General features: G+C 59.6%; 14 protein-coding genes and 5 pseudogenes. 9 read left to right on the top strand and 10 right to left on the bottom strand.

What is annotated here, in order from left to right:
• Positions 1 to 2: 2 nt before the first annotated feature.
• Both ACPYOP_RS14080 and ACPYOP_RS14075 read right to left on the bottom strand, forming a co-directional pair.
• Positions 3 to 956, bottom strand: coding sequence for an ABC transporter permease (locus ACPYOP_RS14080; protein WP_481410993.1), 954 nt, complete (start codon positions 954 to 956; stop codon positions 3 to 5).
• Between the two features lie 87 nt (positions 957 to 1,043).
• Entirely contained in the window at positions 1,044 to 2,696 is a 1,653-nt protein-coding gene (locus tag ACPYOP_RS14075) for an ABC transporter substrate-binding protein (RefSeq protein ID WP_481410992.1), read from the bottom strand.
• Positions 2,697 to 2,904: 208 nt separating this feature from the next.
• On the opposite strand from ACPYOP_RS14075, the pseudogene ACPYOP_RS14070 reads away from it, so the two are divergent.
• Together ACPYOP_RS14070 and ACPYOP_RS14065 are read left to right on the top strand one after the other, a co-directional pair.
• Positions 2,905 to 3,087: pseudogene (locus ACPYOP_RS14070) on the top strand ((S)-ureidoglycine aminohydrolase); the annotation flags it as partial.
• 72 nt (positions 3,088 to 3,159) lie between these two features.
• Positions 3,160 to 3,746, top strand: a pseudogene (locus tag ACPYOP_RS14065) (IS5 family transposase); the annotation flags it as partial.
• Between the two features lie 16 nt (positions 3,747 to 3,762).
• Here the strand turns inward: ACPYOP_RS14065 and ACPYOP_RS14060 are convergent.
• Together ACPYOP_RS14060 and ACPYOP_RS14055 are read right to left on the bottom strand one after the other, a co-directional pair.
• Positions 3,763 to 4,059, bottom strand: a complete 297-nt coding sequence (locus tag ACPYOP_RS14060; RefSeq protein WP_481410991.1) for a type II toxin-antitoxin system RelE/ParE family toxin — start codon at positions 4,057 to 4,059, stop codon at positions 3,763 to 3,765.
• The gene (locus tag ACPYOP_RS14055) at positions 4,056 to 4,322 is read right to left on the bottom strand and encodes a type II toxin-antitoxin system ParD family antitoxin (RefSeq protein WP_481410990.1); all 267 of its coding nucleotides are present in this window, start codon (positions 4,320 to 4,322) and stop codon (positions 4,056 to 4,058) included. Before ACPYOP_RS14055 ends, ACPYOP_RS14060 begins: the two co-directional genes overlap by 4 nt.
• Before the next feature lie 534 nt (positions 4,323 to 4,856).
• On the opposite strand from ACPYOP_RS14055, the gene ACPYOP_RS14050 reads away from it, so the two are divergent.
• From ACPYOP_RS14050 to ACPYOP_RS14030, 5 genes and pseudogenes are all read left to right on the top strand, one after another.
• Positions 4,857 to 5,636 (top strand): alpha/beta fold hydrolase, encoded by a 780-nt coding sequence (locus ACPYOP_RS14050; RefSeq protein WP_481410989.1) that lies wholly within the window; start codon positions 4,857 to 4,859, stop codon positions 5,634 to 5,636.
• 169 nt (positions 5,637 to 5,805) lie between these two features.
• Complete coding sequence (locus ACPYOP_RS14045; protein WP_481410988.1) at positions 5,806 to 6,390, top strand: DUF308 domain-containing protein; 585 nt, start codon at positions 5,806 to 5,808, stop codon at positions 6,388 to 6,390.
• A 95-nt stretch (positions 6,391 to 6,485) separates the two neighbouring features.
• On the top strand, positions 6,486 to 6,911 hold the full coding sequence (locus ACPYOP_RS14040; protein ID WP_481410987.1) for an organic hydroperoxide resistance protein: 426 nt from the start codon (positions 6,486 to 6,488) through the stop codon (positions 6,909 to 6,911).
• A 41-nt stretch (positions 6,912 to 6,952) separates the two neighbouring features.
• Positions 6,953 to 7,231: pseudogene (locus ACPYOP_RS14035) on the top strand (pyruvate/2-oxoglutarate dehydrogenase complex dihydrolipoamide dehydrogenase); the annotation flags it as partial.
• Positions 7,232 to 7,271: 40 nt separating this feature from the next.
• Positions 7,272 to 8,018, top strand: coding sequence for an alpha/beta fold hydrolase (locus ACPYOP_RS14030; protein WP_481410986.1), 747 nt, complete (start codon positions 7,272 to 7,274; stop codon positions 8,016 to 8,018).
• A 226-nt stretch (positions 8,019 to 8,244) separates the two neighbouring features.
• Here ACPYOP_RS14030 and ACPYOP_RS14025 read toward each other — a convergent pair whose 3' ends face one another.
• From ACPYOP_RS14025 to ACPYOP_RS14015, 3 genes and pseudogenes are all read right to left on the bottom strand, one after another.
• Positions 8,245 to 9,165, bottom strand: a complete 921-nt coding sequence (locus tag ACPYOP_RS14025; RefSeq protein WP_481410985.1) for a LysR family transcriptional regulator — start codon at positions 9,163 to 9,165, stop codon at positions 8,245 to 8,247.
• A 556-nt stretch (positions 9,166 to 9,721) separates the two neighbouring features.
• A pseudogene (locus ACPYOP_RS14020) lies at positions 9,722 to 9,899 on the bottom strand (SOS response-associated peptidase); the annotation flags it as partial.
• A gap of 190 nt (positions 9,900 to 10,089) precedes the next feature.
• Positions 10,090 to 10,911: an AraC family transcriptional regulator gene (locus ACPYOP_RS14015; protein WP_481410984.1), complete on the bottom strand. Its 822-nt coding sequence runs from the start codon at positions 10,909 to 10,911 to the stop codon at positions 10,090 to 10,092.
• Positions 10,912 to 10,985: 74 nt separating this feature from the next.
• Here ACPYOP_RS14015 and ACPYOP_RS14010 point away from each other — a divergent pair, with 74 nt between their 5' ends.
• Positions 10,986 to 11,921, top strand: a complete 936-nt coding sequence (locus tag ACPYOP_RS14010; RefSeq protein WP_481410983.1) for an NmrA family NAD(P)-binding protein — start codon at positions 10,986 to 10,988, stop codon at positions 11,919 to 11,921.
• 581 nt (positions 11,922 to 12,502) lie between these two features.
• On the opposite strand, the gene ACPYOP_RS14005 is transcribed toward ACPYOP_RS14010, so the two are convergent.
• Together ACPYOP_RS14005 and ACPYOP_RS14000 are read right to left on the bottom strand one after the other, a co-directional pair.
• Complete coding sequence (locus ACPYOP_RS14005; protein WP_481410982.1) at positions 12,503 to 13,333, bottom strand: EamA family transporter; 831 nt, start codon at positions 13,331 to 13,333, stop codon at positions 12,503 to 12,505.
• Complete coding sequence (locus tag ACPYOP_RS14000; RefSeq protein WP_481410981.1) at positions 13,330 to 13,914, bottom strand: TetR/AcrR family transcriptional regulator; 585 nt, start codon at positions 13,912 to 13,914, stop codon at positions 13,330 to 13,332. Before ACPYOP_RS14000 ends, ACPYOP_RS14005 begins: the two co-directional genes overlap by 4 nt.
• Positions 13,915 to 14,153: 239 nt before the next feature.
• Here ACPYOP_RS14000 and ACPYOP_RS13995 point away from each other — a divergent pair.
• A pseudogene (locus ACPYOP_RS13995) lies at positions 14,154 to 14,884 on the top strand (glutathione S-transferase family protein).
• Between the two features lie 323 nt (positions 14,885 to 15,207).
• Here ACPYOP_RS13995 and ACPYOP_RS13990 read toward each other — a convergent pair.
• Positions 15,208 to 17,580, bottom strand: a complete 2,373-nt coding sequence (locus ACPYOP_RS13990) for a CehA/McbA family metallohydrolase domain-containing protein (protein WP_481410980.1) — start codon at positions 17,578 to 17,580, stop codon at positions 15,208 to 15,210.
• Positions 17,581 to 17,590 lie beyond the last annotated feature (10 nt).

Below are 17,590 nucleotides of genomic sequence, written 5' to 3'. Positions count from 1 at the left end.
GGTCAGTTCCTCTGGATGCGCGGATCGATCACGCTCTGCAGCACGTCGACCACCAGGTTGAGGAAAACGAAGAACATTGCCAGCACCAAGATCGTGCCCTGCAGGATCGGCAGATCGCGGGTGAAGATCGCGCCGTTCAGCAGGAAACCGGTGCCCGGCCAAGAGAAGACGGTCTCGATCAGGATCGAGCCGCCCAGGAGATAGCCGAGCTGCAGGCCCATGACCGAAAGCGCGGTAGGCGCCGCGTTGCGCACAACGTGCCGCAGGATTTGCCGCGTCATCAGTCCCTTAGCCGCCAGTGCCTGGGTGAAATCCTGGGAAAGGATGTCGGCCACCAGCGAGCGGATGGTACGGGCGATGATTCCCATGGGGATGACCGACATGGTCACTGCCGGCAGGATGAGGAACTGCAGATAGGCCCAGCTCAGGCTGCGGCCCGATGACCCTTCCGGCCCGCCTCCCATTGCCGGTAGCCAGCCGAGCGTGACGGAGAAGGCGATCACCAGCACCATGCCGAGCCAGTAATGCGGCACGCTGACGCCGAGCATTGACACCGCCGAGGCCAGCCGGTCGATCCAGCCGCCGCGGAAAACGCCGGCGAGGAAGCCGAGCGTCAAGCCGGCCACAAAACCGATGAAGGCCGCGGCGACCGCCAAGATGATCGAGTTGACCGAGGCATCGAGGATCTCGCCGAGCACTGGACGGCCCGTGGCGATCGAAGTGCCAAGATCGCCCTGCAGTGCATGCCAGGCCCACAGCGCGTATTGCACGGGTAGGGGCTGATCGAGGCCGTAGAAGGCACGCATCCGCGCCTGCGTGTCGGCGGAAGCGTCCGAGGGCAGGATGGCGGCGAGCGGATCGCCCGGCGCGATATGGATGAGCATGAAACAGACGATACTGACGCCGATCGTGACAGGGACGACGTGGAGCAATCGTTTCAGGGCATAGAGCAGCATGGTGTCCTCACCGGAAAGGGTTGATCGGGCATCATGAAAGGCGGTGCGCCGCCGTGGTGCAAATGGCAGCGCACCGCATGCTCGAAATCATTCTATCGAGATCGGTGAGAAATCCTGGAACCAATTCTGCGCCTGCACGAAGCCCTTGACCTTGGTCGTCATGGCACGCGGGTTGACATCATGCGTCACCATTAAGAACAGCGCGTCGTTCACGTATTTCTCGTGCACCTGCTGCATCACCTTGTCCTGCTCGACGGGATCGAAAGTGTTGCGCACCTTGTCGAACAGCGAGTCCATGTCCTTGTCGCAATAATAACCCCAGTTGGTGCCGGTTGGCGGCGCGAGGTTGCATTGGGACTGGCGGATCATTGCCGTGAAGGGGTCCTGGATGAAGTAGCTGTAGTTGATCGCCGTCGCGCCCTTGGCGCTCGGGTCCTTGGCGCCGGCGCGCCAGACGTTGATCACCGTGTTCCAGTCCATCACTTCGTATTCGACATTGATGCCGACCTCGGCGAGCGTCTGCTGGATATATTCGTTCATCTGCAGCGGCAGCATCTGGCCCGAGCCGGACGACGAGATGATGACCTTGGTCTTGAGCGGGTTGTCGGGGCCGTAACCAGCCTCCTTCATCAGTCGCTTGGCTTCGTCGACATTGTATTCCACTTTGAAGGAGGGCTTGCCGAACCACTGATGGCCTGGCGGCATGTAGCCTTGAGCCGGAATCGACAGGCCGCCGAGAAGTTCATTGAGGCCGTCTCGGTCGACGGCAAGGTTTGCCGCCTTGCGCACGCGGATGTCGTTCCACGGCGAACCCTCGACGCGCGATAGATGCCAGGTCCAGTTGTGCGGATAGGAATTGGTGATGATCTTGAAGCCGGCATCCTTCAGCGACTTGACCGAATCTGGGGCAGGAGCCTCGATCCAGTCCACCTGGCCGGAGCGCAGGGCAGCGACGCGGGTATTCGGTTCCGGCAGCGGGATCAGGACCAGCTTGTCGAGCTTGGGAATGCGCGCCTTGTCCCAATAGTCCTTGTTGGGTGTCAACTCGGCGCGTTCGCGCGGCGTAAAACCGCTCTCCATCTTCCACGGGCCGGTGCCGGAGGGCTTCTGCGCAACAATATCCCAGTTCTTGCCCTGCTTTTCCCAGTTTGCGGGGGAGGACATCAAGATCCAGCTTATCTGATAGGGAAGCGTAGCATCCGGCCCCTTGGTGGTGATCTCGACGGTGAGTGGGTCGACCGCCCTATAGGAAACGACGGCCGGAATGCGCGACTTGCCCTGCGCCGACTGACGCTTGTCGAACTGCGGCGCGTCCGGCTTCATCAGCTTGTCGAGGTTCCAGACGACGGCATCGGCGTTGAAGGCGCTGCCGTCATGAAATTTCACGCCGTCGCGCAGCTTGAAGATCCATTTGGCCTTATCCGTTGCATCGACCTGCCAGGAGGTCGCAAGGCTGGGGATCAGCACAGAAGGTTTGTCGGCGCTGGTGAGGTCCCATTCGATGAGCGAATTGTAGACGGTATAACCCATGAAGCGCTGGCCTTCACCGCCCTGGTCGGTCTGGCCGGTGGTCAGCGGTATATCGGACGCTGTCATGCCGATGCGCAGCGTTCCGGCCGCAAGAGCCGGATTGACGGCCGCTGCCAGTAGAGCGGCGGCGACGGTGCCCAATACCGTTGTTATCCGCAAGGTATGAAGAATGCCGATGCCATATCCGGTCGTCGATAATGTCCTGGTCATGCCGTTCCCTCTTTTTTGAACCGTGTTGGACTTCCGTCCAGTCATAAAAAGAGAAGCAGATTTCATGCCAGATTATGTGAAACTGAAATTTCATAAATGTTGTAGATAGATAGCGCAATTCCTCGCTTTTTTCTGCGGCGCAGTTATTCTGTGATTGTCGAATTTCTGGGCTGCGGTATGGCATATGCTCAAACAAACGCCGGAGCTAATGGTGAGCACGAATAACTATTTCTCTCAGGTGGGCGGCCTGCCGCCTCAGACCAACCTCCTGTCCAGCAAAGCCGTTTTCAAGACGGCCTATGCAGTGATACCGCGCACCGTGATGAGCGATATCGTCACCAGCGCGCTGCCTCACTGGATACAGACGAGAGCCTGGATTCTTTCACGGCCGCGTTGGTGCACGGATCATTCAGCGATCATGGTGTAGGCGAGCGGCGATCTCAATAGCCGGTCTGTCGCAGTCATGCCTTTCAAACACAATTCCGTTCGCCGCCATCGCATCGGCAAGATGAAATTCAAAGTGACGAACTGGCCGGAAAATATGAGGCAGGCCTCCGCCGGCGTGGCAGTTTGACCCTGTGGCTTGCGCCGGAGGTGCTTGGCTGTTGGGCTGCTCCACGACGAATAACGCGTGGTGGCAAGCCTCGCTATTCTGATCTTGCCATCGAGACCGCCTTGACGCTGGGCCTGGTGTTCGGCCTGCGGCTACGCCAGGTGGAGGGCTTCCTGGAATCGATACTGCAATTGATGGGGTTGGCACTCTCCGTCCCCGATCATACCACGCTCAGCCGCCGGGCACGGACATGGCAATCGCCCGACAAACAGCAAGATCCTCAGGTTCCTCTGGACGGAGGGGTGCATGTTCTTGTCGACAGCACCGGCCTTCAGGTCTATGGCGCGGGCCAGTGGCTGGAGGAGAAACATGGCGCCAAATCCCGTCGTGGTTGGCGCAAGCTGCATCTGGCACTGGATGCCGATAGCGGCGAGATCATCGCCCACACAATGACTGACCAAGATGCGGGCGATGCCTCGCAGGTGGGTCCACTTCTCGGATCGACCGGCGCAGTTATTCACCGAACAGCATGGTGCCATAATCGGTGGCGCCATGCAGAAGATGGACGATGACCACCTTCGCGGATTCGACGCGGTAGAAGATCAGATAGTTGCCATGGACGCGCCGGCGGATACCATGGCGCTCGTAGCGGGGGACGAGGGGGTAGCCGTTCGGATTATCGACGAGATCCTCGCACTTGCTTCGCAGCTCTCGGATGAATGACAGAGCGCGCTGGGGATTGTCCCTCGCGATATAATCGGCGATCTGCTCAAGGTCGTTTTCCGCCTCGTAGGAAAATTCGAGGATCACGCCGATTTTTCGGCCTTGTCAGCCATCGCGCTGTATTTGGCCTCAAGCCGATCGAAGACATCGCTCGCCGGCTTCGTTCGGCCAGCATCCCCATCGGCAATGCCGCGCGTGATTGAAGCATCCAGCGCGGCAAGCCGGGTCTCGCGGTCCTGGACCAGTCGCACACCTTCCCGCAGGACTTCGCTTTTCGAACCATAGCGACCTGTCTCGACAAGTTGCTGAATATAGCTTTCGAGCTGCTTTCCCAGATCGGCACTGATCATGCGGTCCTCCATCTGATGTGATGCAGACCAAGATAGGTCGTTTATCAACTATTATCAATCCCGTCGCGATCACCCCCATTCCGACCTAACACCGGAGATCTTAGGTCAAGGGCCGGCCAGCTTGCGAACGCGGCTTTAATTAATCCAGACCTCACGGGCGTTTTGAACTCTATCTGAAGGAAGGGTTTTCGGCTGCTCATTCGGCACCTGGCGATCCGGCAAATAGTCTTAAAATTGCCGCCGTAGCCATTGGTTCGGTTTAGAAGCCGAGAACATCTGTGCCAAGCCGAAAGCGTGAATAAACGCGTGGCACCGATGTGGCCAACGAGCATCATCGGTAACGCAGAGCTTCCGCCGGTGACACCATAGGCCGCCCTGCACATCATACCATAAAGGTATTGGTTCCCATATTTAAAGTATTGGCTCGATTGCTTTTTGGTCGATATTTGATCCTGCAGCGAGAGCGAACGAACTCGCAGCCTGAACCCCAGGTTCGGGACCCGTCTTGACCACAACAATTCGAGGAGAATCCTCATGTTCCGTTGTTTTCGTAAGAGCCTAATCGTCGGCACCGCCCTCCTGTCGGCTGCCTTCACCGCTTCCGGCGCTTATGCCCAGCCCGCCCACAACGTCATTTTGGTGCATGGCGCACTGGCCGACGGTTCGGGCTGGAAGGGCGTCTATGATCGCCTCAAGGCCAAGGGCTTCAAGGTGCAGGTCGTCCAGGAACCGCAGACCACCGAGGAAGAAGATGTTCAGGCCGTAAAGCGCGCAGTCACGCTAGCGGACGGTCCGGTGGTTCTGGTCGCCCACAGCTATGGCGGGCAGCTGATCACCGAAGCTGGCGACGATCCTAAGGTGACGGCGCTGGTTTACGTCGCGGCCGCCGTTCCCGATGTCGGGGAGAGCGTGGTCGACCTGTTCAAAATCACGCCGCCCCCGATCCCCGGCGCGATCCGGCCGACCCCGGACGGCTTCCTCATGCTTGACCCGGCGCGCTTCCGCGAGGCGTTCGCAGCCGACCTCCCCAAGGACCAAAGTGATTTCATGGCCGATTCGCAGGTCATGATCTCGGCGAAGGCTTTCGACACCAAGGCCAAGGTCGCAGCCTGGAAGACCAAGCCGAGCTACGGCATCGTCGCGCAGAAAGATCGCAGCGTGAACCCGGACCTCGAGCGCTTCATGTACAATCGTGCGAACGCCAAGATCACCGAGATCCCGGGCGCCAGCCATGTGGTGTTCATCTCGCATCCTGCTGAGGTCGCGGCGGTTATAGAGAAGGCTGCCGCGAACAGCCGCCCCCAAGGTGAATGACCATGATGTGCGGCCGGGGGCTGGCTGCAAAGCGTAGGTCGGAACCGTGGGGATTATGGCCCCGCGGTACGCCAGCGGCCCCCTCGATTCCCGGTCTGACTACCATTTAATAGGACAGCTGCCGGTAGAACTACCTTCTAAAAGGTATCTGAATAAGTGGAGATGTTTTGTGACGCACATCGACAATGACCCTGCCTGGTCGACCTCAGAATGGCTCAAGATATACTATTTCACCCGCTTCGCGTTTTCGGCAGCCTGGGTGGCGGTCGCCCTCAGCATCGCAAAGAACAGCCCGCCGTTCGCCGCGATTATGTTGGTAGGCTATCCGGCCTGGGACGCGATCGCCAACTTCGTCGACGCCCAGCGCAGCGGCGGTATCACCCGTAACAGGTCGCAGCTCCTCAACTTCGTCGTCAGCATTATCACGACCATTGCCGTCGTCGTCGCGCTGAGCGACAGCATGGCAAGCGTGCTCTTGGTCTTCGGTATCTGGGCCGGATTTGCCGGCATCTTCCAGCTCGCCGCCGCCGTCGGCCGCTGGAAATCCTATGGCGCGCAATGGGCAATGATCCTGAGCGGCGCGCAATCCGCCCTGGCAGGCATCTTCATGGTCAAGATGGCGTATGGCCCGACACCGGTCGGCATCGCCAACATCGCTCCCTATGCCGCATTTGGCGCCTTCTACTTCCTCGTTTCGGCCATCTGGTTGACCGTCAGCGAGGCCCGGCGAGGGGCATCGCGCGCGGCACACTGAGGCCACGGCAAGTATCCCCTCAAGGGGCAGAGCCACCCTTTCACGCCTCAGGGCAAAGCATGACACCGATCCCCTTACCGATCCAAGGAGCAGCTATGAATATTGAAGCTAAGTATCGTACGACGGCCACCGCAGTCGGCGGTCGTGATGGACGTGCCTATACCGAAGACGAAACCTTCGACCTAGTGGTGAGCACGCCGAAGGAGCTTGGCGGCACCGGCGGCCCGGGCACCAATCCGGAGCAGCTCTTCGCAGCCGGTTATTCAGCCTGCTTCCTGAGCGCGTTGAAGCTGGTGGGCAGCAAAAGAAAGATCGACATTGCAGCCGACTCGTCGGTTTCGGCGACCGTGGGCATCGGCCCGAACGGTCAGGGCGGCTTTGGCCTGGTCGTCCAGCTCTCGGCCAGCCTTCCGGGGGTCGAGCGGATGACTGCGGAGCAGCTCGTCGCGGAAGCCCATCAGATCTGCCCTTATTCCAATGCCATCCGCGGCAATGTTGACGTGCACATCGTCATCGCGTGAGCCGATACGCCGTTGTGGGGTGAACGCTGCTGGCGGAGCCGTCGCGCTCCGGCGGCCGTCGACTTATGCACGCAAAGCGCCCTATGGCACGCGTCGGTCGTGCGGTCGAAAAGGGCGAGGCGCTGGGCTTCATGAAGGTCGTGGCTGATGCGGACACGCGACGCATCCTCGGCACTGGCGGCGATGAGGCGATCCACGGAATCCTCGACATGATGAACGCAGATCAGTCCATCGATACGCTCCGCTGGGCGGTACCGATCCACCCGACCGTTTCCGAACTGATCCCGACCGTTCTTCTCGATCTCAAAGTCTCGCCATAGTCAGTCCACATCTCAAAAGGGAAATCTGATGAAAAATATAATGTCCATCGCGGCCATCGTCGTCGGCCTTGGTTCGTCTTTCGGGGCGGCTCACGCCGCCCAGCCGATCAAGAACGTGGTGCTGGTCCACGGAGCCTTTGCGGACGGCTCGGGCTGGAGGGCCGTCTCCGATATCCTATCGCGTGATGGCTATAGAGTGATCGTCGTGCAGGAGCCTGAGACATCGTTGGAAGACGACGTCGCAGCCACGACCCGAGCTATTAAGCAGACGGCGGGACCGGTCGTCTTGGTCGGCCACAGCTACGGGGGCATTGTGATCACGCAGGCGGGAAACCTGCCCGAAGTGCAGGCACTGGTGTATGTCGCAGCTTTGGCACCTGATGCGAACGAGAATCTCGCGGAGGTCCGGAGCAAGTTTCCGCCGGCAACCAACAATGTGGTGAAGAGCGCAGACGGCTTTCTGACGCTCAATCAGGAAACCTTCCACCACGATTTCGCGGCGGACCTTCCGAAGGCGGATGCGGATTTTATGGCCCTGTCGCAGGTCCCCGTGAGCGAGAAGGCGTTGGGTGCGGTCGTCAAGGAAGCCGCATGGAAGTCCAAGCCGAGCTGGTATGCCGTCGCGACCGAGGACAAAAAGATCGATCCCGACTTCGAACGTTTCATGGCGAAGCGGGCCGGAAGCGTCACCGTCGAGGTCAAGGGAAGCCACGCGGTGTATGTCTCGCAGCCCAAAGCGATCGCGGACCTGATTGAGAAGGCGGCCGCGGGCGAGAATACGAAATAACGCCCTGCCAAATCGGCGACCGCGGCCTGATCCTATCCTGAAGGGGCGGTCGCCGATTGTAGGATCTGACCTCCGCCTCTCCGTATCGATCACCCGCTGGATCCCCAGCGCACGCATCATGTTGAAACCGCGCTTGAGACGGCCATGCGGGCTAACTAAGTGCCGGTCCGCTAGGCTTGGGAACGGCGCGTCGAAACCGATACCACTCAGCTGCGCGATAGCCGCATCAGAAAATAGCGCGTATCGATGAGGACAGATCGAATCTGGTCAGCCGGTCCACCTCCGCGAGAATACTTGTCACGATTTCGCCGTTCGTTCCCCGCAGGGTCGTCACGACCACAGGCGAGCTTGCGCCATCGTCGGCCAGCGGTGCGAAGCAGATATCCTGTCCACGCATGAGAAGGGCCCTGGCCGGCACGATGCTGATGCCGCCCCCCGCGGCGACCAGGCCGAGTGCAGCCGCCAGTCCACGGATCTTCATCGTTTTGGCAGGTGTGAACCCGACATGTTCGATGAAGCGTATGACAGGATGGCGCGGTTCCCCGGACGCCCGCTCATCGTATAGTATCAGTGTCTCATTGCTGACCTCGGACAACTTGATCGGCTGGTCGCGCCCCCGGAACGCCGGATGGCCGATTTCAAGCGCGAGCACCAGCTGCTCGTTCCGGACCACGATTTGCTCGACCTGGTCGTCGACGAGGAGGGTCAGCCCGAGGGCCAGATCAATCTCTCCGTTTCGGACAGCCCGCACCTGGTCAGCGGATGCGACCTCGGCATATTCGAAGTCATACTCAGCATAGCTCTCGCGCAGATACCGAAGGATCCGGGGCGTCCGTCCGTATAGTAGCGAGAGGTCGAAGCCGATCTTGAACAGACGCCTGCGCTTTTCGTTGAACGCCGCTACCTCACGCTTGGTCCGCTCCACTTTCGTCAGGATCTCGTTCGCGCGTTCAACCAATAACGCGCCGGCCGGGGTGAGCTTGATGCCTCGGGGGCTTCGCTCGAACAGCCCGACACCAAGCTCTGCCTCAAGGTTTGCTACCTGCCTGCTGAGTGGAGGCTGGGCGATATGGACCTCGGCGGCCGCCTTGGTAAAACTGAGCGTCCTGGCGACGGCCACAAAATATCGGAGCTGCCGCAATTCCATAGCTCATACCAAGCCAATCTACCCTCCAACACCTATAGTATTGGCCTCGAACGCTGTCCAATACTAATTGATCGGGCACCACCGCCGCCTTGACGATTCATTTCGGTTCAGACGCCGCGGGGTTTTGTCGCAAAATTTTCACCGGATTTACAAGCAGTTTAATCGTGCCATGGATCTGGGTCGAAGATGAGCAGGCAGGTTTCCCGATCATGGTCAAATTCAAAGGCAGTCACTACCCGAAAGATGTGATTTGATACGCGGTGGTGGCCAAAAAATAAGCGCGCCTCCATATTGCATTGCAACACGCGCATAGCTGCGCTGCGATTGCGGCGCTGGCGGTCGTGGCGGTCGCTGGTATCTTCAATCCATCGAAGCGATGCGCCTCCTCCCGCAAAGCTTCGTGTTTCAGGTGACCCGTTCCTCCTCCCAAGGGGCGCCTGAGGGAACAGCGGCACTCCTCCTCCCAGCCGTTGTTCATTCTTTCGAAAAGCCTGCCGCACCTCCTCCCGCGACAGGCTTTTTCGTTTTCCGATTCTATTGAGCGGCCATTGATGCGTCACAGCAGACTGCCCTGTTCCACCAGCTCTCCGGATATTGAGACGATCGTCGACCCGTACGGTTCGCGCGACGAAATAATCAGCGCGTCCGGTAATGGGGGGCCAAATCCTTGGCCTTTTCCAGGGCGCCAGCATCCAGGCGTCCGTCTCTTCCTTTGTCAGCAACAGGATCGTCATGGTATCGGCGGAGGCCTAGGAACCGCAGCGATCTGGGAACCTGCCTAAACGAGGCGAGCTATTCGGCCCTGCTGTGCGTTTGGCCAGCGCTAACATCACTGCTATGCGCCTTGTTGACTGGTCTCCTCCGGCACCTAGCGGATAGTCGACTTAGGTTTATCGCTGCCGGAATTTTTGGATAGGCAGTGTCTCACGCGTGTTCCGTGTTCAATAAGCGATCGGCAAAGTAACGCGATGGTGTGGTCCCGAGGGCCTTCTTGAACATGACGATGAAGGCCGTCGTGGATTCATACCCTAAGTCGCCTGCTACCCGCTGGACTGTCGTACCGTCGGCAAGTTCCCGCAGCGCGATGACTAGATGTAGCTGACGCCGCCAACGGCCGAAGCTCAATCCTGTCTCTTGGACCATGAGCCTCTTCAACGTTCGCTCACTGACGGCGACATGCTCAGCCCATTGACCGAGGGTTCGGCGGTCACTTGGGTCTGCCAAAAGCGCCGCAGCGATCAAGGCGATCTTTGGATGGTCAGATACGGGTAGCTCCAACTTCTCTCGGGGCATCAGCGCGAGCTCATCGAGCATGACCCGCACGAGCCGATCGACATGCGCGTCGCGCGTATCACTTTCTGATAGGTCCGCTATCCGGTGTATCATCTCCCGAAGCATCGGCGATACCGAAAGCGTGCAGCATTCAGCCGGAAGCATGGCCGCGCCGGGCTCGACAAACAGATATGTCAGACGAGCATTGGACGTGACCTGATTGCTGTGCGGAACGCCGCCCGGTATCCAAATTCCGCAGTCGGGCGGAACGATCCAGACTCCACTTTCCGCCCTGCAGGTCACCGCGCCATGGAGCGCCAGGATCAGTTGACCCTGCGGGTGCTGGTGCTGCCCCCCCTCGGCTTCATACTCGGCGAAGTCCATCCTGACGGCCATCGCCGGCCCGTGCAAGAGGTTCAGATCGCAAGCGGTGCTGCAGGGTGGCTTAGAAGGTTGGCCCGATTTCGAGATCATATGGCATTATCTCCACTTTTGCCCGCCAAGCAATCCTTTAAGAATCGGCTCAACAAACTTTAGGAGATGTGACCATGCGCATTGCTGTGGTTGGCGCGACCGGCAGGATCGGTGCCAAACTCACCGAGAATCTTTTGGCCAAAGGCCATTCAGTCAAAGCTCTTTCGAGAGGAGGGCCCGCCCTCGATGCACTTGTCGCGAAAGGAGCAGAACCGTTCCTTGGCAGCTTCGACACAGGTGCTGGCGAGCTTAACACGTTCTTCGAAGACGCTGACGCTGCGTTCCTCATGGTCAAAACCATTTGGGAGGCGGAAGACTTTCACGGGCACTACCCTGCGGTAGCGCTTCGGTTTTTTGACGCACTTCGGGACTCCCCGGTCAAATTTGCCGTGAGCCTGACCGGAATGGGGTCCGAGCTCAGCGGAAACACTGGCCATTTTCAGGGCTTCCATATCCTGGATCAGATTCTCAACCGGTTACGCGACATCAATCTGGTGCACCTGCAGGGTGGCTGGTTCATGGAGGACCTGTCCAGGTGGGTCGACGCGATCGCGCAGCACGATAGGATCGGCTGGACGCTTGACCCCAACGTCAAAGCTCCTTGGGTTGCCATTCAGGACCTCGTGGGTTTCGCGGCGAAGGAGTTCGACACGCTGACTGACCAGCACCGGTCGGTGAAGCAACTGGGAATCGATTACACGATGCCTGAGATCGCCGGGATTGTCGGCCGGGCACTCGGTAGAGAGGTGGATTATCGCTTCGTCGATCCGAGCGATCGCGAGGTCGAAACGGTATTCCGGAAGAGGTTCGGGACGCTTGATCGCTGGGTCTATGATAAGAACACCTCGGCTGCTCTCAACGACGGCCGTGTAAAGTTTCACGGTGATCGTCCTGCGCTACGCACGACAATGGAAGACTTCGTCAAGGACACCCTGAAACCGCTTATCGAGAAGGCGCGGACGAATGACGTCAAACCAGAGACCTTCCTAACGTGGAGTTCAAAACAATAATTGCTGAGTTAGCGAAATCTACGTGCGAACCTCATCTATGGTTTGAATTCAGGAACTTGGTTGCCAGCGGCTCCCGGAGGCGAGAAGCTTTGCCGAGGCGGCGCGGCAGGTCGCAGTCAGCCAGCCCGCGGTAGCAAGAAAGTGTTTGATAGCGGCTTGGAGATCGACGAGCGACCGGAAGGCCCCGTGCTTTAGCCGCTTAGTCAATTTAGCGAAGAACCCTTCGACGGCTGATTGAGGAAACCTCGGAAATCGACCAGCTATAACGCTTTAACCCATCCGGTCGCAGGTTTGGATCGCTTCAAGGCGACTAATAAAAAGCCGTGACGCCAAGCACGACCGCGGTCACCGCCGCGCGATCGGTGCGAATGCCATCAAAGCCCGCGGTCTCCATCGTTAACCCTCTCGTTCGTAGTGGTTAAAGTAGCGATAGCTGGAATTCACCGCATGGCGAAGCTCGGTTAGCCATGCATTGCAGCAGCTTCACCATCGATGTAATTCGCAGCTGTCTGCTCTGCTATCGCAGTATTCAGCAAGCCTCGGCTCTCAGCAGGATCCGTGCAGACGACGTGACTCTACGATCAAAGCCCGAGCAGGATCGCGCCGGCCGCGACAATGATGCAGGCGGGAATGCGCCGGGCGGTCAGGGTTTCGCCAAGAAACAGCCAGCCAATCAGAACAGCGAAGACGACACTCGTTTCCCGGAGCGCCGTGATCGGGCCGGCCGGTCCCAGGGCAAAGGCCGCAACCACGGTGCCATAGGCGATCATCGCGACCAGCCCACCGCCGAGCGCCTTCCATGTTGCAGGCGCGCGAAAATCGACCACGAGCCGCCGACGCAGGGCGAGGAACGCGGCTGGCAGAAATGCCCCGTAGAGGACAAGCACCCAGGCCGTGTAAGCTACACTCTGCCCGGCTTGCCGTACTCCCATGGAATCCACGGTCGCATAGGCGGCGATGATTGCGCCGGTCGCCAATGCGAGCAGAATGGATGCCGTCGAGGCTCTTCCCTTTCCCAGCGCCAGGCTCATGATGCCCAGGGCAATAAGAACAACGCCGGTAATCTGGTAGGAATTGAGCTTGTCGCCGGTGATGATGAAACCGCCTGATGTCACCAGTAGCGGCACGGTTCCACGCACGATCGGATAGACTTGCCCCAACTCGCCGTAACGATAGGCCGCGACGAGAAAGACGCTGTATGCGACCTGAAGGACCGCCGAAAGAATGATGTAAAGCCAGGCCCCTGACGCCGGCAGAGGGTAGATGAACAGAAGCGGAAGCGAGAGAACCGTGCTCGCGAAGCTCATGATGGTCACGGTCCACAGCCGATCTCCGCCGCTGCGCAGGAAGGCATTCCATGTCGCGTGAAGGATCGCGGCGAATAGTGCGAGGCCGATGACAACCGCGCTCATTGAGGCAGTCCCGCCGAGGCCAGAACATCGGCTGCCGCCTTTCGGGCGCTGGCGACCGCGGCTTTGCCTTGTCCCATATGGGCGAGCACCGTTGCGCCCTCGATTAGCATGAAGAGCGTTGCGACGACGTGCGCTGCGCGATCGTTCGTTAGGGATTCCGCCAGAATGTCCCGGAGCAGCTGCTGCAGATCGCGCTTTTGCCGTGCGACCGCCCCGAACACGGCATGGGCTGGATCTCCGAACTCGGCCAATGCGTGCTGGAACAGGCAACCATGAAAATCCGGGCTATCGAACCAGCGCTCATGCCAGTCGAAAATCGCCATGATCTTTTTGTGCTGCGTCATCGCAGCTTTGGAAAGCCGGTCGAGCTGCCGCTTGAACCGTTCCGCCCGCCAGTCCAGAACCTCGGTGATCAGCTTGTCCTTGCTCGGGAAGTGCCGATACATCGTCATCTTGGCGACCTCGGCCTCGGCGATGATCTTGTCTATGCCAGTAGCATGGAAGCCATCACGCTTGAAAAGGCGATAGGCGGTTTCAACGATGTGTTGTCGCTTTTCGGCAGCGTCGGCGCGGAGCGGCATGGCTAAGCTCTATATGATACAGACCTGTCTCACTCATATATGGCTTGCCATGTTTAGTCAACGGAGATCGGAAACCGGAGTGCCGTGGAAGTGCCGACTTTGCAGAGTTGCGAAAGTCGAGATAGCATTGCCGGCAAGAATCCTGGATTCTTTTCGACAAAGACGGGGCGGGGTCAGAAGCTCATATAACCGGCGACCTTGTCAGCGCATGGTCCTTTCGGTTCGTTTTCAGAATGGCAATGACAGTCACCCTCTATGATCTTGTCGGTTCGAGTGTCGAAATCCGTTTCAGCCCTCATTGCTGGAAGACGCGTATGTCGCTCGCGCCACAAGGGGCTCCAATATCAGACCGTCCCGACAACATTTGTCGGCGTGCCACATGTCGAGAACGGTGTTTCCAGGACCGTTCCCGTCATTCGTGACGGCGAGCGGGTGATCGCCGATTCCTTTGCGATCGCGCTTTGCCTCGATGAAGCCTATCCGGATCGGCCCGCCTTGTTCGCCGGGGAAGGCGGTAGATCGATGGGCCGTTTCATCGAGCGCTGGTCTCAGCTCACTCTTCTCCCTTTGTCGGTATTGCCACGCTCATGGAGGAGGTTGGCCTCCTGGAGCCGGAAAGCGCTGCCTATTTCGGGAAAAGCCGTGAAGCCAAATTCGGACGAACACTGGAAGAGGTTGCCCGAGATCGCCGCGTGAAGCTTGCTTCTTTCCGCTCGGCGCTGGAGCCGCTACGCTCTATGCTGATCTACCAGCCGTTCATTGGCGGCTCGTCCCCTCTCTTCCCCGACTATATCGTGTTCGGAGCATTCCAATGGGCGAGGACAACGACGACGTTTCCGGTGTTGGAAGAAGACGACCCCGTCAATATCTGGTTTGAACGGTTCTGGATTTGCATGGAGGATTACGGCGATCTTTCGCGAGCGCTGTGTCGATGGCGTCGGTGGGCGAAGACGAAACCGTCTGTGCCTAATGCCCTTCTCAATCCAACGGCTGCCACTGCACTGATCAACTATTTGCACCCGCGTAGATCGGGCGAGCTAAATAGCTCGCGTAGGCACTTGAACCGGCTTCTGCGACAAGCCAGTCGACGAAGCCTGTTACCAGGCTTCCGGCATGAGCGTGACGGGGGATGACCGCGACATAGCCGGTTCGCGGAACCCGGATACGGGGCGTCGCTGCCGACCAAAATGACACAGCTCGCTAGCGAACAAACCAATGGTTTGCACTATCAAAAGCCAGAGCAGGCCGATGGTGACGGAAGCCACCACCGACCGGCGCAAGCCAGTGCATCAATTATCGAGGCTGCGAGAACAATGGAGACGTCCAAATTCGGGATTGGTCCCGCTGACGAGCCGTTATGAACAACGGATGTTCTCGTACCGGATCGAGCTCAAGTTCGCTAAGCGAAATCTCGCCCGCAAGATCTCTCGGCAGCGGTTGGTCGGTGACCCTTTCCACGATAAGACGCAGCTCGACGCCGGGTAGGTCGAGGGTGGCGGAGTTTTTCGCAATCAAATCTTTCCCACTGACTTCAAGCTTGGCTTCGGGGCCATGCACATGCGGTGGCGGCTGAAGCGGGTCGCCGATCTTGCTGTAGCCGTGGAGTTTGGCGTCGATGGTGATGTAAGCGTCGTCCAGCTCGGAAAGTGTGAGCTCAATTCCATCCACATCGCCGTGGGTCGCGGTTCTGAAGCCGAGCTTGCCGAGGCCCGTGCGCCACACAGTTTGTTCGGGGTGGTCAAAGCCGACCCCATGCACATCAAGAACTGCCGCGCCGGTCACGGCGACATCGCCGCTCCAATAAGCCGCGCGATAGCGATCCTTGATGCGCGCACCGCCGAAACGGATGCGGACACTGCGTTCGCTGAGGCCGGCCTCAGCATGCAGATCGCGTCGCCACACCACGCGGTCGCCGTCATAAAGTTCAACCTCTTCCCAACCGGCTTGGCCAAGCAGACGGTAGGAGAGCGGCGTTTCGGGTTCAGCATCGAATACTTCGCCCATGAAATGCTGTCCCTGCCATAGGGCGGCAAAACTGCGTTCACCGGTCGTGGCAAAGGTGCGCCGTGCCCTGAGCGCGCTGCCGACGCTGGCACGGTCGAAGCGGTCGGCAATGACGCCCGTCAGCCCGCCGCGCGAGCCGAACGTTCCGGTTGCCGGCGCGCCGCCGCCGCATCGGCCCTGGTGCTCGTCGCTGGCCGCGGAAGCGCCGACCCTGTATCCGCGCGCGAGCGCCTCGGTGTAGAGCCAATGGAATTGTCCCCAGGCGGACCCGATCTCGATAAGCCGTTCCAGTTCCGGATGGTTCCAATCCAGAATGCAGCGCCGGCCGCCCACATGCGGGATCAGCAAGTGCCCCTCCGGATCGTCTTCATAGGCGGCGTGGAGCCGGTCTACCGGCCATACGCCGGGTCGGATCGTTCCGGCCGTCGTCTCGTTCCATTCGAAAGATCGAAGGGAGCGCCCTTGTTCATCAAAGGGGAAGCGCGGCTTGCCATCCCGAAGGAAGACGACGTTGCGGTCGCCGCCGGCTGCGGAGTTGCCGCACCATTCGGTGCCCGGGTAACAGACGAAGCGGCCGGGCTCGTTAAGGCCATGGATAATCTCCACGGCCTTGTCCCAGTTCGCTTCGGTGATGTTGAAGTCGTTGACGGTGTAGCCCACCACGTCAAGCCCGGCGATGTCCCGTCCATAGGTGAGGTTGTAGGTGGCGTCGTTGGTGCCGACAGTGTCGTCGGAATGAACGTGCAGGTCCGCGTAGAGAGGACGCGAGGCGCCTTCCTCGCTCTGCACGTAGGCGATGGCCGCGGCGACGAAGGGCTCACCGTCCAGCCGCGCTTCCAGTTTCCACTCGCCGGCGTCAGTGAAGGAAAGGCCGGAAATCCGCGCGAATGTCCAGTCCTCCGCGGCTAGCGCGATCGGCTGCGTGCGTTGGGTCGCGTCCGGAGCGGTGATCACCAGAGTGCCCCGCAAATTACGGTCGCGGCAGGTGTTTCCCCATATGTCGTCGACGCGCACGATCGCGTCGAAGGATTGACCCAGACCAACAAGGCGCGGCGCAATGACCTGAAGGGCGTGGGGCTGGCCGGCCAGGATTTCGAGCTTGCAGTCGCCGGGCACTTCGGCAAATTTCGAGCTGCCCAGCGGATCGATGAACAGCCGGAATCGGAATGCTTTCTCGACGAACGTCTGCACTCGCGTACCGGCGCCGCCCTGTCGTCGATCGCCGAGACGAATGACGATCCTGTCGCCGGGATTGATATAGCCATCAACGACATCGATGACGATGGCCTTCTGGAAAGGACGCTCGTGTCCCTTCTGGTCGAAGCGTACTTTCAGCGCTTGCACCGTTGCCGGGCTCTGGCCAGCAACCAGCGGACCGGCGTGATATTCGGCGGAAACATAGTTGGCGCCAGTTGGCTCCGTCGTCTGGAACAGCGCCCAGTCGGAATAGAATTTGAAGGCGAGCTTCAGCCAGGCGCCATCGGCAAGGCCGACAGCACCGACCTCATAGACGAGTTCCAGTTCGGTCCATTCGCCGGCGGTCAGCGTCTGTCTCTGACAGGTGAGGCGGCCGAGGAAGGGAAGCGTGTCGAAATAGGCGGCAAGGCCCGTGGGCGAATGTACGGCGGTTTGGGGCGCCTTGTGCGGCAAAGTCTCTGTCATGGGAAATGTC

This window comes from Rhizobium sp. KNZ2-6A (genome assembly GCF_056755475.1).
The sequence above is the reverse complement of the archived record's forward strand: the minus strand, read 5'-3'. Positions and strand labels throughout refer to the sequence as shown.

Bases quoted from the DNA above. Each gene is read 5' to 3' on its own strand.
- ACPYOP_RS14080 (WP_481410993.1), bottom strand. From the start codon at position 956: ATGCTGCTCTATGCCCTGAAACGATTGCTCCACGTCGTCCCTGTCACG.
- ACPYOP_RS14075 (WP_481410992.1), bottom strand. From the start codon at position 2,696: ATGACCAGGACATTATCGACGACCGGATATGGCATCGGCATTCTTCAT.
- ACPYOP_RS14055 (WP_481410990.1), bottom strand. From the start codon at position 4,322: ATGATCAGTGCCGATCTGGGAAAGCAGCTCGAAAGCTATATTCAGCAA.
- ACPYOP_RS14050 (WP_481410989.1), top strand. From the start codon at position 4,857: ATGTTCCGTTGTTTTCGTAAGAGCCTAATCGTCGGCACCGCCCTCCTG.
- ACPYOP_RS14040 (WP_481410987.1), top strand. From the start codon at position 6,486: ATGAATATTGAAGCTAAGTATCGTACGACGGCCACCGCAGTCGGCGGT.
- ACPYOP_RS14030 (WP_481410986.1), top strand. From the start codon at position 7,272: ATGTCCATCGCGGCCATCGTCGTCGGCCTTGGTTCGTCTTTCGGGGCG.
- ACPYOP_RS14025 (WP_481410985.1), bottom strand. From the start codon at position 9,165: ATGGAATTGCGGCAGCTCCGATATTTTGTGGCCGTCGCCAGGACGCTC.
- ACPYOP_RS14015 (WP_481410984.1), bottom strand. From the start codon at position 10,911: ATGATCTCGAAATCGGGCCAACCTTCTAAGCCACCCTGCAGCACCGCT.
- ACPYOP_RS14010 (WP_481410983.1), top strand. From the start codon at position 10,986: ATGCGCATTGCTGTGGTTGGCGCGACCGGCAGGATCGGTGCCAAACTC.
- ACPYOP_RS14005 (WP_481410982.1), bottom strand. From the start codon at position 13,333: ATGAGCGCGGTTGTCATCGGCCTCGCACTATTCGCCGCGATCCTTCAC.
- ACPYOP_RS14000 (WP_481410981.1), bottom strand. From the start codon at position 13,914: ATGCCGCTCCGCGCCGACGCTGCCGAAAAGCGACAACACATCGTTGAA.
- ACPYOP_RS13990 (WP_481410980.1), bottom strand. From the start codon at position 17,580: ATGACAGAGACTTTGCCGCACAAGGCGCCCCAAACCGCCGTACATTCG.